13 protein-coding genes are annotated in these 14,788 nt (G+C 56.2%); 4 read left to right on the plus strand and 9 right to left on the minus strand.

Annotated elements, in window-relative coordinates; all coding sequences use genetic code 11:
• The first annotated feature begins 155 nt into the window (after nt 1-155).
• Nucleotides 156-620 (plus strand): heme-degrading domain-containing protein, encoded by a 465-nt coding sequence (locus JWF83_RS09620; protein WP_413650000.1) that lies wholly within the window; start codon nt 156-158, stop codon nt 618-620.
• Between the two features lie 16 nt (nt 621-636).
• Here JWF83_RS09620 and JWF83_RS09625 read toward each other — a convergent pair whose 3' ends face one another.
• From JWF83_RS09625 to JWF83_RS09665, 9 genes are all read right to left on the minus strand, one after another.
• The gene (locus tag JWF83_RS09625) at nt 637-1,680 is read right to left on the minus strand and encodes a LacI family DNA-binding transcriptional regulator (protein WP_413649987.1); all 1,044 of its coding nucleotides are present in this window, start codon (nt 1,678-1,680) and stop codon (nt 637-639) included.
• A gap of 275 nt (nt 1,681-1,955) precedes the next feature.
• Nucleotides 1,956-3,287 (minus strand): NAD(P)/FAD-dependent oxidoreductase, encoded by a 1,332-nt coding sequence (locus JWF83_RS09630; protein WP_413649988.1) that lies wholly within the window; start codon nt 3,285-3,287, stop codon nt 1,956-1,958.
• Nucleotides 3,288-3,292: 5 nt separating this feature from the next.
• A complete protein-coding gene (locus tag JWF83_RS09635) occupies nt 3,293-3,997 on the minus strand; it encodes an SDR family NAD(P)-dependent oxidoreductase (RefSeq protein ID WP_413649989.1) in 705 nt (234 codons plus the stop codon).
• 18 nt (nt 3,998-4,015) lie between these two features.
• Entirely contained in the window at nt 4,016-5,338 is a 1,323-nt protein-coding gene (locus JWF83_RS09640; protein ID WP_413649990.1) for an NAD(P)/FAD-dependent oxidoreductase, read from the minus strand.
• Nucleotides 5,339-5,362: 24 nt separating this feature from the next.
• On the minus strand, nt 5,363-6,247 hold the full coding sequence (locus JWF83_RS09645; RefSeq protein WP_413649991.1) for an ABC transporter permease: 885 nt from the start codon (nt 6,245-6,247) through the stop codon (nt 5,363-5,365).
• A gap of 10 nt (nt 6,248-6,257) precedes the next feature.
• Nucleotides 6,258-7,208, minus strand: coding sequence for an ABC transporter permease (locus JWF83_RS09650; RefSeq protein WP_413649992.1), 951 nt, complete (start codon nt 7,206-7,208; stop codon nt 6,258-6,260).
• Nucleotides 7,209-7,261: 53 nt separating this feature from the next.
• On the minus strand, nt 7,262-8,926 hold the full coding sequence (locus JWF83_RS09655; protein ID WP_413649993.1) for a peptide ABC transporter substrate-binding protein: 1,665 nt from the start codon (nt 8,924-8,926) through the stop codon (nt 7,262-7,264).
• Nucleotides 8,927-8,985: 59 nt separating this feature from the next.
• Complete coding sequence (locus tag JWF83_RS09660; protein ID WP_413649994.1) at nt 8,986-10,317, minus strand: NAD(P)/FAD-dependent oxidoreductase; 1,332 nt, start codon at nt 10,315-10,317, stop codon at nt 8,986-8,988.
• 98 nt (nt 10,318-10,415) lie between these two features.
• Entirely contained in the window at nt 10,416-10,922 is a 507-nt protein-coding gene (locus JWF83_RS09665; protein ID WP_413649995.1) for a MarR family winged helix-turn-helix transcriptional regulator, read from the minus strand.
• A gap of 286 nt (nt 10,923-11,208) precedes the next feature.
• On the opposite strand from JWF83_RS09665, the gene JWF83_RS09670 reads away from it, so the two are divergent.
• The 3 genes from JWF83_RS09670 to JWF83_RS09680 form a co-directional block, all read left to right on the plus strand.
• Complete coding sequence (locus tag JWF83_RS09670; protein WP_413649996.1) at nt 11,209-12,840, plus strand: ABC transporter ATP-binding protein; 1,632 nt, start codon at nt 11,209-11,211, stop codon at nt 12,838-12,840.
• Between the two features lie 184 nt (nt 12,841-13,024).
• Entirely contained in the window at nt 13,025-13,897 is an 873-nt protein-coding gene (locus JWF83_RS09675) for a siderophore-interacting protein (RefSeq protein WP_413649997.1), read from the plus strand.
• A 118-nt stretch (nt 13,898-14,015) separates the two neighbouring features.
• Nucleotides 14,016-14,788, plus strand: a 773-nt coding sequence (locus tag JWF83_RS09680) for a DDE-type integrase/transposase/recombinase (protein WP_413647923.1), incomplete at its 3' end; no start/stop codon positions are given.

Here is a 14,788-nt window from a genome sequence, read left to right on the forward strand (position 1 = left end):
GGCAACCGACTGCCGTTTCAACCCCACTCCGCCTGGCAGGGAGAGAAAAAAATGTGACGGATGAAAGGCTTATCATGATAATCAGCAGAGTATGTGCAAATAAGTTTTTTATGATAATGTTTATTGAAATTAAAATTTCAAATATAAGGAAGATGATGTCTGACACCCTCACTCCCGGCCTGCTGTTACAACAGGAAGCCGATAGCCGTCTGCAACATTTTGATTTTCAGTCAGCCTGGCAGTTGGGTCAGTTGCTGCAGGCGCGCGCCGCTGAACAACAGCTACCGGTGGCCATTGAAATTTACGCTTTCAGTCAGCAGCTATTTCTTGCTGCGCTGCCGGGCTCCAGCGCCAACAATCTGGAATGGATGCGACGCAAGCGCAACACCGTCTTACGCTATGGCAACTCTTCGATGTATGTCGGGATGATTAACCGGCAGAATGCTGAACCGATGTCAGAGCAATCCTTTATTAATCAATATGATTATACCGATCATGGCGGTTCATTCCCGCTGCTGAATGAGAGTGGTGCAGTGATTGGCGCGGTTAGCGTCAGTGGCCTGCCTTCACAGGATGACCATGCGCTGGCACTGTGGGGGATCCAGCAACTGCGGCACTGAGCGATGATGAATAAAACTACCCGCCTCTGACAGAGGCAGGCGATGGCAACAGGTGAGACCGCCGGATACGCAGTTCCCCCTGACGCCACTCCCCCTGTTCAGTGGCTTCGCCATCAATCAGGCGATTCAGCGCTTCATTGATTAGCCGGTCCGTACGCTGACTGTAGCTGGTCAGCTGCCATTCGGGCGCGCTGGCTTCATCAATATCATCAAAGCCAACAATGGCGATCGCGCCGTTTTCCGCCGTTGCACGCAGCGCTGCCATCGCCCCCAGCGCCAGAATATCGTTTTCACAGAACAGCGCATCTACGCGATCCTGCGTGCTTACCGATCGCAGGTAATTTTCCATCGTCTGATAGCCCAGCTGACGGTCATACTGGCCAACGACCAACTCAACATTAAGATCTTTTCCCGCCGCAGTCAGCGCAGCACGGTAGCCGTCCATACGCAGCAAATGACTGGAGGGCGTATCTGGCCCTTTCATATAGCCAAAGCGTTGACAGCCCTGCGCCAGCAGCAGCTTGCCAATCTCCCACCCCGCCTGGTAGCCATCGATATTCACCATATCGAGAGGCTGGCCATCAGTATTGCGTCCCACCTGAACCAGCGGAATATGGTGCGTATCATGGGCGATAGTAATGAGCTCATCCGTCAGAATAGTGCCCAAAAACAGGATGCCATCCACCTGCAGCTGATCGGCCATCATCATTACCGACTGATAATGTTTACCTTCCGTAATATTCAGCAGCAGCGCCATATAGCCGCGTAGCTGCAGCTGCTTAGTCACCTCATCAAGTAACAGCATTGCATGCGGATTTTTCAGCTGGTCGATGGCCACGCCAACGATATGCGTACGCTTTTGTGACAGGCTACGTGCCAGCAAATTTGGTCGGTAACCCAGGCTTTCGGCTGCAGCCAGAACTTGCACCCGCGCGGTATTGGATATCGACGCCCCCGCGGTAAATGCCCGTGACACCGTCCATTTAGATACCCCGGCCACTCTGGCGACATCACTGGCGGTGGCTCTTTTGCGCTGTGGGGTTAAGGTTTTTTTTGTCATATTCCCTGCATTCTGCTGTGTTGCGTCGTCGGCTAACCTGGTGAACGCGAAACACCGTGGAAAATAAACCTCCGGCGGCAACCTTCATCAGGTTAAAGATCCGGTTATGGCAGTTAGCTCACATCATGTTGCCGCCTGCCTCCGATCGCAAACCTTTTCCGCAACCGGGTGCAGTTTTTTTCTGCTGCGGTTGCAGCCACCGGGAGCATCGCCGCCAGGGGCTGTTTTTTGCCGGACTGCCTGGCGGAGTTGCTGGCGATCGCCAGCAACTCTGCCTACAACCAGTGCTGCGCCCGGATATTTTCACCATCAGTAAAACGACTAAAACGGAAAGGATGCGCATCGACCGATGGCATACTGCCGGTGACCAAATCCGCCATTAACTGGCCGGCGCCGGGCGCGATACCAAAACCATGACCAGAGAAACCGGTGGCAAGGAATAAACCGGCGCGGGTATCGATGGCGGAAATCACCGGAATAGCATCCGGCATGGTATCGATAAAGCCGCCCCAGCTCTGTTCAATCGCCACTGACGCCAGCCCTGGCAGAGTATCCACCAGGTTCTGCCGGATCGCCCTGACCACTTTTGCTTCCGGACGCGGATCGAGCACGCGGATACGTTCATACAGCGAAATCTTATCTGGCTCACCGACACGCCAGCGCGTCAGCTCTTCCCAAAAACGACTGCCAAAACGCAGGTTAATACTCTGGCGCTCTTCACGATAAGCAGGCATATACAACCGACTAAAACGCACGCTGTCCGGCGTCAAATCGCTAATACTGGTGGCCGAACTGGCGACGGTCAGACCGCGATCGCGCCGTTTGCGTAGTGCCACTTTGCCGAAGCTAATGCACAGGCCGGGATCATAGTCAGTAGGGCTGGTGCGAAATACCGCACTCAGCACTTTTAGCTGCGGCAGCGTCAGACCGCAGCCCTGCATCAGCAGCCGCGACCAGGCTCCGCCAGCCACCACCACCGCACGGCAGCGGATGGTGCCGCGCTCGGTCACTACCTCACTCACCTTCCCCGCCGCCTGCTCAATACTGCGCACCGCACAGTGCTGTTGCAGATTTAATCCCAGTTGCTGCGCCGCCATCACCATGGCCGGAGCCGCCTTTTGTGGTTCAGCGCGCCCGTCGAGGGCGGTAAACAGCGCGCCGTTAAACGCCCCCTGCAGATCGGGGAAACGCGCCTGCAGCTGGTCGCGATCGAGCAGATCACTGTGAATATCATATTGTCGGGCCTCTTCACGCCAGCGCTGATGACGCAGCCACTGCTTTTCGCTGCGTGCCGCATAAGCAATGCCGGTAATGCCAAAACCGGTCTCGCGCCCCAGCCGCTGATTCATGCCTTCCCACAACTGCATACTGAGATTAATCAGCGGCAGCTCGCGCAGATCGCGTCCGGTGCGGCGACACCAGCCCCAGTTACGACTGGACTGCTCCGCCGCCACCAGCCCCTTCTCCAGCAATACCGTCGGCACGCCACGTGACACCAGCGATAACGCCGTCGCCACGCCGATAATTCCGCCGCCCACCACCACCACCTCGGTTTCCGCCGGAAACTCCGCTGATGAGCTGACTAAATCCACATTTGGTCCCATCATCTACCTCAGTAATTGTCTTCAACCGTCCAGTTAACCGGGATCTCGGCGATGCTGGCGCTATTCGGTAAGGTCAGTAATGTACGCACCAGCACGGCGATATCTTCCGGCTGCGTCATTTTTGCCGCGGGAATCTCCGTCAGCGCCGTACCCATATCGGTGGCAACAAACCCCGGACAGATGGCGGTACTGCGAATACCGTCTTCATCACCCAGCCGCCGCAGAGCATGTGCCAGCGCCAGTGCGGCAAATTTGCTCATGGCATACAGACTCGACTGCGCTGATTTCACCCGTTTACCGGAGAGCGAAACCAGCATCACAATACGTCCGCGACCACTCAGTTTCAGATGTGGCCATACTTTGCGACTCAGGCGCATCGGCGCTTTAACATTGACGGCAAACAACTGGTCGAACTCATCGTCACTGGCTTCCAGCACCGAGCGCGGGATCATCATCCCGGCGTTATGGATCACGGCATCAATTCGCCCAAAGGCGGCCAGCGTTTGCGCGATCCAGCGCTCGTCGCTGGCGGTATCCAGCGCATCATACTGGCAGTTGATCTGCCGGTCGGGAGAGAGAGTAGCGACCTGTTGCGGCGCGCGACAGCCAAGGCTTACCGACCAGCCATGAGCGAGCAAATCTCTGGCAATTGCGGCGCCAATACCGCGACTGGCGCCGCTAATCATCACAACACCGTGGGTTGAATCTGGCATAACGTCCCCTTTCGGTTATCAGGCATGGGGTGGCAGATCCACCCCCTGCGCTTTACTGCGTATCCAGTCCCGCACCCGGTAATAGCGCAGGGTTAACTGCGGGCCAAACCCCATCCAGAACGGCGCGCGATGTAGCGGCTCGATGTGTAACGCCAGTTCATTTTGCGGCACATCCAGCGCCCATTCGCTAAGAATACTGCCCAGCATGCTGCCGGTGGGCACGCCACGGCCGGAGAGACCGGTTAACGCCACCACGCCAGGCGCCAGCTGATAGAGACGCGGGATGGTACGCTGCTGCATATCCAGTTCGCCAAACCAGAGATAGTCCCAGCGGATATCAGCGGTGATTTGCGGATGCAGCCATTTAAGTCGATCGCTCATAATCTTACGGGTCAGCGGCAGATCCTGCCCGCGCTGCCCCATCGGAAACATCGAGGCGACAATGCGTCCTTCCGCATTGTATTTATAGACATAGATATCGCCGCGGCCATCGTGAATGGTGGTGTTATGAGGTAATACCTGGCGGCGTGTGGCGGCATCCAGTGGCTGGGTGGCGGCGACAAACACCTTCATAATTTTGAAGCTGTCTGCCAGTCCTGGCCAGCCATTAACGGTGTAGGCGCCGGTGGCAAAAATCACTTTCTCCGCCAGCACGCTGCCGCTGTCAGTAGCAACCTTCCAGCGCTGACCGTGCTTTGTCACCTGACTGACGGCGGAACGGGTATAAATCTGGCCGCCCTCAGCGATTACCGCCCGCGCCAGCCCACGTGCATACCCCAGTGGATTAAGATGCCCGCCCTCAGGATGAAACCAGCCGCCATAAAAACGCGGGCTGCCGCTAATGGTCGCCGTTTCCTGTGCGGACAACAGCCGGGTTTGCGCACCCGCCGCGTTATAGTCACGTACTTTCTGCGCAATGGTTTTTAACGCGGCGGGCCAGGCGGCTGCCTGCAGATAGCCGTTTTGCTGCCACTCGCAATCAATGTTATAGCGTGCAATCATCGCCGCTACCCGCTGATTCGCCGTGGTCTGACGGGCAATCAGACGTTCGGCCCAGGGCGCGCCCAGCAGGCGCTGCAACTCTGGCAAACTGTAATGGGTAAAAGTCGGCGTACAGTGACCGGCATTGCGCCCCGAACCGCCAAACCCGGTTTCCTGCGCTTCCAGCAGTACCACCGACACCCCCTGCCGGGCTAATTCCAGCGCGGTCGTCAGGCCGGTATAACCGCCGCCTACCACGCAGACATCCGCCAGCACCTCACCATGCAAACTGCTGCTGTCGGCTGCGGCCGGGGCGGTGGCAAACCATAATGACTGCTCAAACGGTGAAAATGTTGCCATTACTTTTCACTCCTCAGGCCAGCACTATTGCTGGCTGCGATTGTCCAGCGCATCACGCAGGCCATCACCGATACAGTTAAAACAGGTGACCGCGAGGGTTATCGCCAGACCCGGCGCCAGCGCCAGCCAGGGCGCACGCACCAGATATTGCTGCGCGCCGTTCAGCATATTGCCCCAGCTCGGCAACGGCGGCTGAATGCCATAGCCAAGGAAGCTGATATAGGCCTCCAGCAGAATGGCGCGCGCTACGGTCAGGGTTGCCGCGACAATAATCGGCCCGACCACATTCGGCAGCAGCTCACGAAACATAATCCAGCGCCCGGATAAACCCAGCATTTTCGCCGCCAGAATAAATTCCCGTTCACGCAGTGAGCGCACTTCAGTCTCGACAATACGCGCCACTTCCATCCAGCTGGTAATGGCGATAATCACCGTGATCATCATCGGACTGGGTTTCAGAAATGCCGCCAGCGCCAGCAGCAGAAAGACACTGGGAAACGACAGAAAGGCATCGACAATACGCATTAATATGCTGCCAGTACGGCCACCGTAGTAACCAGCGATAATGCCAATCACCGCGCCGAAAGCGATACTGAGCAGCATCGAAAAAAAACCAACCAGCAATGAAATACGTCCGGCCATCAGCAACCGCGCCAGGGTATCGCGCCCTAACGGGTCGCTGCCCAGCAGATGCCAGCCGGTTAGCGGCGGCGCAAAGCGGTTACGTAAATCAATATGCAGATCGTCAAACGGCAGCAGCATTGGGCCAAAAGCGCAGGCCAGCGCCATCAGGATAATCAGTATTAAACCGGCACAGGCCGTACGATGCTGCACAAAACGCCGCAGCGTACGGTTATGCCACCAGCGCGCACTCGCCGCTGACGGCGCCAGAACGGTATATGCAGCCATCGTTAGCTCCTTAAGCGGGACGGATACGCGGATCGACAAAGGCGGTGATAATGTCCGCCGCCAGATTGCCCAGCAGCACCAGAATGGCCGAAAACATCAGCAACCCCATCACTACCGGATAGTCGCTGTAGCCAAGGCTGTCGAGGAACAGGCGCCCCATGCCGGGCCAGGTGAACACCGTTTCCGCCACCAGCGCCCCGCCGAGAATGGTCGGCAACTGCATACCGGCCAGGGCGATCATCGGCAGCATCGCGTTGCCCACCACATGACGCAGCAGCACCCGTCGTGGCGACAGGCCTTTAGCACGTGCGGTTTTCACAAAGTCCTGATTAATGGTTTCCAGCGTGGCGCTGCGCATATAGCGGCTCCATACCGCCACATCAACGAAGGTCAGTACCATCACCGGCAGTACCAGATGGTGCAGAACATCGCGCACGGAACCATCCCCCATGGTGTACATATTGCCCGCCGGAAACCACTGCAGCTTCAGGGCGAAAAAGTAGATCGCCACCAGCCCAAACCAGAAGGTGGGGATCGACAGGGCAATCATCGACGCCATGGTCGCCACCTCATCAAACAGGCTGTAGCGTTTTACCGCGCTTTTAACGCCAACCCAGGCGCCAATGCCAATCGCCAGAACCGTTGAGGTCACCATCAGCAACATGGTGGCGGGAACATGGGAGAAAATTACCGTCAGCACCGGCTGACCATCACGATACGATCGCCCCCAGTCACCGCGCAGTAAATGACTTAGCCAGTCGAAATACTGCACCGGCAGCGGCCGGTTCAGGCCCATTTGCTGCGCCAGCCGCTCCAGCGCCTGCTGGCTCATCCCCGGCGTCAGGGCATACTGTGACAGCGGACCGCCCGGCGCCAGCGTCAGCGCGGTGAAACCAATCAGCGACACCAGAAATAGCAGCACCACACTCTGGCATAAGCGCCGTATCAGAAAGTTCAGCATACATCCTCTCCAGCGGTGACTGGCTTAGCCTGCGGGCCAGCACCGCGCAGCTGTTACGCCCAGTACCAGGTTCCCACATTCCAGCTGTCGATACGCACATTAACGTTCGGAATGACATTGCTGGCGCCCTGCTTATGACCGCGTACATTGGCAAACGGGAATAACGGCAGGAACGGCATATCCTGACGCACGATTTCCTGAATTTTCAGATACACCGCTTTGCGTTCTGCCGGTACAAACATCTTGCTGCCCTGGGCCAGCAGATCGTCAACCTGCTGACTCTGATACTGGAAGGTATTCTGACCGGCACCGCCTTTAGCCGGGATCGAGGTGGAACGCAGGTAGTCCGAGGTATCGGGATCGGCGCCGGTAAGAAAGTTCATACCGACAATTACGCTGTCGAATTTGGACATCATCCAGTATTCCCCCCACATCACCGCCGGCGGCAGGTTGGAAATTTTCATTTCGATGCCAGCCTCCTGAAACGACTGCTGCAGAAACTGTTGCGTCTGCTCGCGCAGGTGGTTGCCGGCGGTGGTGGAGTTGGTAAAGGCTAAACGCACGCCATTTTTTTGCCGGATGCCGTCAGCACCGGGCTTCCAGCCCGCTTCATCCAACAGCGCTTTGGCTTTATCAAGATTGAACTCATGTTGCGGCAGCGCCGGATTGTAGTAAAAGGAAGCCTGCGGCATGTAAGTTTCGGTTGGTTTTGGCAGACCGTAGTAAAGCGAATCAATAATGGTCTGCTTATCGATGGCGTAATAGATCGCCTGACGCACCGCCAGTTCCTGAAACTGTGGACGGCCAAGGTTAAAAGCGAAGTTTTCGATAGTGGCGCTGGAAGAGACATCCACCTCTTTGCCGGGGAGTTTTTTCGCCTCGTCATAATGGTCGGCGGAGATCCACTGCAGGCCCACGACGTCTATATCGCCGGAGGCAAACTGGGTATACATCACGTTGAGATCGGGAATGTATTTATACACCACCCGCTCAAGGTAAGGTCCCGGTTTAAAGTAGGCGCTATTGGCCGCCAGTTCGATATGATCGCCCGGTACGCGTTTGACCCATTTAAATGGCCCGGTACCGACCGGCGCATTATTAAACGGCGCGTTATTTTTATCCTTCGCCGCGCCCAGAATATGCTGCGGCACAATAAAGGTGGAAGCCAGAATCGCCGGATAAGGGGCAAAGGGTTTATCCATACGCCAGCTAATTTCGGTTGGTGAAATCACTTTGATATCGCGTACCAGTTCGTGGCCGGTTTTACGCCAGCTACGAAAATCCGCATCGACCAGCAGCTCAAGGGTGAACTTCACATCTTCGGCGCTGAAAGGCTGGCCGTCATGCCACTTCACATTATCGCGGAGTTTAATGTGGAACTGTAAGCCGTCGGCGGAAATACCGCCGTTTTCCACGGTGGGCACCTCAAGCGCCAGCGAAGGGATAAACGCCCCTTTATCGTCAATGGCGAACAGCGGGTCGAATATACTGAAGTGGATGCCTTCATCCACTTCAATATGCGGCATATGCGGGTTAAACACCGTCGGCTCCTGAGAAAAACCGATCACCATCTGCCCTTTGCGCTGCGGCGTGACTGCCGCCTGCGCCATACCGATGCCAAACAGATTGGGCAGCGCCAGCGACGCTGCGCCAGCCGCCATATAAACCAGCGCCTGGCGCCGGGAGAGATGCAGCATCTCGTTGAACTTGTTGGTCATCTGGATTCCTCTGGTTACGTTTAATTAAACGAATAACTGCCTTTCTGGGGAAAGCGCAGTCAGACACCGCTTAGAATTTGAATTTTTGAGCCATCAGAAAAACGCGAAAAACGAAATGCATCGGGATCGACTACCGGCGTGCGTCCCAGTACCAGATCGGCCATCAGGCGCCCTGCCGCCGGGCCGATGCCAAAACCATGGCCGGAAAAGCCGGTGGCGATAAAGAAGCCGGGCTGGCTATCCACTGCGGAAATCACCGGTACCGCATCCGGCACCACATCAATACAGCCGGCCCAATACTGAGCAACTCTGGCCTGGCGGAATAACGGCAAATGTTGCTGCAACTGGCTGAGCGCCCGGTCAGCCATCGGATATGACGGTAATGGATCCAGCACCCGGCAATATTCAAACGGCGACGCCTGATCCATACGCCATTGACGATTGAGTCGCGCTTCGTCGAAGAAGCGACCGCCAAGACGAAAACGCAGTGAACGCCATTCGCTGCGCAGCGCCGGGAAGAAATCAGCCGCGTAGCGGAACGAATCAGGAACCAGGTCGGCGAGATTGGCATGGCCGGAAGCCACGGTATACCCTCCATCCTGACGTTTGCGAATGGCAAAGTCGTGACACCACAGCGCCGCTTCCGGCCCGCCGCTAAGCGGCGCGGTACGGATCACGCTGTTAATGACTTTCAACTGCGGCAAACGCAGGCCATGACGGGCGGTAAATAGCGATGACCAGGCGCCGCCTGCCAGTACCACGCTCTGACAGGCGATTTCGCCGCGCTCGGTGATCACCGAAGAGACTCTGCCCGCCTGAGTTTCAATGCCGCGCACCGCGCACTCGGTCAGGATAAAAGCGCCTTTCCGCCGCGCAGCCTCGGCAATCGCCGGCGCCACTTTTTGTGGTTCGGCGCGCCCGTCTTCCGGGGTATAGAGCGCGCCTTTGATTTTCAGGCTGGTCGCCGGAAACTTTTGCCGGAACTGCCCCTCATCCAGCATCTGCGAACTGAGCGGAAAATCCTTTACCTGCTCCAGCCACTGCTGATTCTGCTGCAACTGCTGTTCGTCATGACAGGCAAAGACAATCCCCGCCCGGGTGTAGCCGGTATCGGCTTCAATGCGCCTGTCCAGCGTTTGCCAGATCGCCAGCGCTTCCGCCATTAATGCCACTTCTCGCGGGTCGCGGCGGGAAATCCGCACCCAGCCCCAGTTGCGGCTCGACTGCTCGTGGCCGATCTGCCCTTTCTCACACAGTGCGACGCGCATACCCTGCTCAGCCAGTTCCAGTGCGGTTGAGACGCCAATTATCCCGCCGCCGATCACCACCACATCAACACTTTCTGGTAAATCGTTATCGCCATAAACAGGCACCACACGTGGACCAGGCATAATCACACTCTTTCAAAAGAAGGTTATTTGCAGGTGTCATCGCGCCCCCTGAAATAACAGACAAGGTGAGTAAAAAATAAAGCGCGCGCCAGCCAGATTTAATAGATCAGATAATTAAATGGTTGTTCACGCCGGCTATTAAGTATTTTTCTGAAGGTATTAATAATCACTGATTTATCTTTATCCGGCACCCCATGAAAGAAATCACGGTCCTGCTCCTGCACCAGTTGAATAACATTTTTTGCCAGTAACTTTCCCTGTTGGGTGAGATATAACGCCTGGGAACGATTGTCATCCGGCGCTATTTTTCGTAACAGTAACCCCTGTTGTTCCATTTTATCGACCAGCCGTCCCATCGATGAGCGGTCACGCATAATCACGCTGGCAATACTGGAAGGGCGAATCCCCGGATGGCGGGCAACAATCAGTAAGGTACTGATTTTACCGGTACCTTTGGCGACATCCAGTCCGGCGAGTTTGCGATCAAGATCGCGTGATACGGAAATATTAAGACAACGAATATAGAAACTTAGCAGCTGTTCAAGGCCGCCTAAGTCCTCTAAATCAGGAGGTTTATTTTCTGCTGCGCTATCCAATTCCGTCATCGCTCCACCTCAAAAAAATAAGGGTCTTTGCTTGCTGACACCGGGTAGCGGTTTAACCGAAGGCTACTTACGGCTTAATTGTGGCTGCAAAACGATTATTAACAGATTAGTGGACAGTCACAACTAGTTTTACCATACGATTTTGTGATTACATAGTGAACAGCTGGTTAAATTTATGATTTCACCGCACCATAATAAAACGATCTTATGGCGCCAGATCGGCGGGTGATAATTTACCCTTCCGGCTCCCGCTGTATTTCTTCTGTCACCATCAGGATAGAGGCAAATGACCATGGAACAGACCCTGTCATCGCATCAGCAACCGTTACTGTCGGTTCGTCATTTAACCGTGTCATTACCCAAAGGGATGGATCGTGCCTGTGCCGTCGAGGATGTCTCTTTCGATCTGATTGCCGGGGAAATTCTCTGCATTATAGGTGAATCCGGTTCCGGAAAATCCGTCACCGCCCATGCGGCCATGGGACTGTTGCCGGCAGCGTTAACCGTCACCGCTGGCGAGATGCTACTGAAAGGCCAGGACATATTAACCGCTTCCCCCGCCATATTGCGCAGTCTGCAGGGCAAAACCATCTCGATGGTGTTTCAGGACCCGCTTTCGGCGCTTAACCCGATTATGACTATCGGCAAACAGATTGCCGAAGTGATGTCGGCACACAATGTCGGCACCTCCGGCAGCCGTCAGGAGAAAGTCCTGTCGCTGCTGGAGGAGGTCGGTCTGCCGGATCCGGTTAATGTACAACACCAGTATCCGTTTAATCTGTCGGGTGGTCAGCGCCAGCGCGTGATGATCGCCATCGCTCTGGCACTCGATCCTGATGTGCTGATTGCCGATGAACCGACGACCGCGTTGGATGTCACGACTCAGGCGCAGATTTTGCAGCTGATTCGTACCCTGCAAAGTCGTAAGCAGATGAGCGTGATGTTTATCACTCATGATTTTGGCGTGGTGGAAGAGATTGCCGACCGGGTAATTGTGATGCGCAGCGGTCAGATCGTTGAGCAGGGTACGGCGCATCAACTGCTGTCAGCACCCGCACACCCTTACACCCGCCAGCTGCTTGATGCGGTACCGCAATTGCGCAAAGCGGCGAAGTCCCGCCAGGCTAACCCGCCGGTGGTACTGAAAGTGGTGGATCTGTGCAAGACCTATCGGAAAAACACCGGTTTTTTTAGCCGCGGGCGCCAGGTCAGGGCGCTGAATAATGTTAGTTTTAGTCTGCGCAAAGGGGAAACCCTCGGGGTGGTTGGCGAGTCCGGTTCGGGCAAGTCGTCGTTAGGCCGGATACTGGTAAAACTACTGTCGGCCGATTCGGGGCAGATCTTCTTTGATGGCCGCGACATCGTGCCCGTCGATGAAAGCGAATTTCGTCCACTGCGGCCACTGATTCAGATGATCTTTCAGGATCCTTTCGCTTCACTCAACCCACGGCATACCATTGGTACTATTCTCTCGGTCGGCCCGCTGACCCATGGCGGCATGACGCCGAATGAAGTGCGCAACAAGGCGCTGCGCCTGCTATCGCTGGTGGGGCTGGAACCCGGCGCTTACCATCGCTATCCCCATGAGTTTTCCGGTGGTCAGCGCCAGCGTATCGGTATCGCGCGCGCGCTGATGTTTGATCCGTTGCTATTGGTTGCGGATGAATCGGTTTCGGCACTGGATGTTTCGGTACAGGCGCAGGTGCTGGCACTACTGGCGGAAGTACAGCAAAAAACCCATGTTTCTATTCTGTTTATTACTCACGACCTGCGAGTCGCCAGCCAGATTTGCGATGAGATTATTGTATTATACAAAGGAGATGTGGTGGAGACGGGCACGCCGGAAGCGGTGTTCAGCGCACCGCAACATAGCTATACCCGCACGCTGGTCAGCGCGATTCCCGGCAGCGATCGTTAATCACCCGGGACAACATTCAGCCCTAATGCCGGACTCTCCCGCTCCGTGATAATAATTCTCACCTCAAGAGTGATTGTCATTATCAGCTATTCAGCGTATTTTTTGGTCCTGTTCTGCTCAGGCGTCGCTCTGACAGTGAGCTGCATAAGCAGCTGACGCCGCCCTCTACAGGAGAGTCATTGGCATGACCACCAGCTATCGTATTTTTGATGTCACCCTGAAAGACAAAATCGTGGTTTCCCCCTCCATCGTGCGCTGCGTATTTAGCGGGCCGGAGGTGAACCGTATGAAGCTGGAAGCGCCGGACCAGCGGATAAAATTGCTGTTTCCGGCCGCCAGCGGCGCGGTTCATGCGCTGAAAAACAGCGAAGAGTGGTATCGCGACTATATGTCGATTCCAGCCGCCGATCGCCCGGTGATGCGCACCTATACTCTGCGCGCATTGCGCGCTGAACTGCATGAAATGGATGTGGAATTTGCCCTGCATGGCATTAGTGGTCCGGCTTCCGCCTGGGCCACCCGCGCGACGCCAGGCGATATGCTGCAAATTGTCGCACCAAACGCCGATCATAACGGTGACAGCGGTGGCTACGAATGGATCATGCCGGATCAGGTTGAACAGGCGCTGGTGATTGCGGATGAAACGGCACTGCCGGCGGCGATGGGCATTCTGGAACAGCTGGCACAGCTGACTCATCCGCCCCGGGTGCAGGCTCTGTTTGAGGTTCCGCTGACCGGGGACTGTGTCGGGGTGACGCAATTTCCGTTTGCTCAGGTTCACTGGTTACCGCGTGGCAGCCAGCATGCACGCGGAAGTCTGCTGCTGGAAACGGTGCGCGATAAAGTGACAATTCCTGCCTGCGCGCGCAGCCCAGCCCAGTCGCTGACGGAGCATAGTCTGGGTGGCGATTTGCTGTGGGAACGGGCGGAAGGCGCCAATACTTTCTATGCCTGGGTGGCCGCCGACTCTTCTTCGGTGAAAACCCTGCGCCGCTATCTGATTGGCGAGTGTGAGCTGGATCGTTCTGCGGTTAATTTTATGGCCTACTGGTGTTGATCGGGGGTATCTGAAACACCGTAGGGGCGGCATTTAGGTACAAACCGGTCACATGGGTAACACTTTAGACCGGGCACATGGGTAACAGTTATAACTGGCATAGCGGAGGAGACTCACTATGCCCTGGACTGAGACTGTTATCATGCAACGCCTCGAATTCATCCGTGCCTGCCATGCAGGCACTCATTCTTTTGCTTCCCTTTGCCGCCAGTTCGGCATCAGCCGTAAAACCGGATACAAGTGGCTTAACCGTTTTCAGCACGATGACCCCCTGTCTCTGGCTGACCGTTCCCGTGCACGTCTTACGCAGCCGCACCGCATCCCACCCGATGTCGCCCGGCAGCTCATCGACCTCAGGCTCACTCATCAGGACTGGGGGGCCAGTAAAATCCGTCAGTGGCTCCTGAACCACAACGTAAACTTTGATGTCCCGGCCGGCAGCACTGTCGGTGACCTCCTCAAACGCGAAGGCTTAATACCTGACCGTAAAAAGCGCAGACGCACACCGGGCAACGTGCAGAAGCTGACCGATATCCGTCACGTTAATCAGGTCTGGAGCGCTGACTTCAAGGGCCGCTTCCGGCTACTGGACCGCAGCTACTGCCGTCCCTTTACCCTGACCGACAACCACAGCCGCTACCTGCTGGCATGCGAGGCTGGCCAGGCGGAAAGTACGGTGTTCGTTCGCGCCTGTCTGGAAAAGGTCTTCAGGGAGTGCGGGCTGCCGGAAGTACTGCGTACGGATAACGGGGCGCCTTTCGCCGGTTCAGGCATCGCCGGACTGAGCCAGCTCAGCGTGTGGCTGATAAAGCTGGGTATCCTGCCGGAGCGCATCAGGAAAGGTCACCCGGAGCAGAACGGACGGCATGAGCGGATGCACCGTTCGCTGAA

The sequence above is a fragment of the Pantoea sp. B65 genome (assembly GCF_047308185.1).
Classification (GTDB): Bacteria; Pseudomonadota; Gammaproteobacteria; order Enterobacterales; family Enterobacteriaceae; genus Erwinia.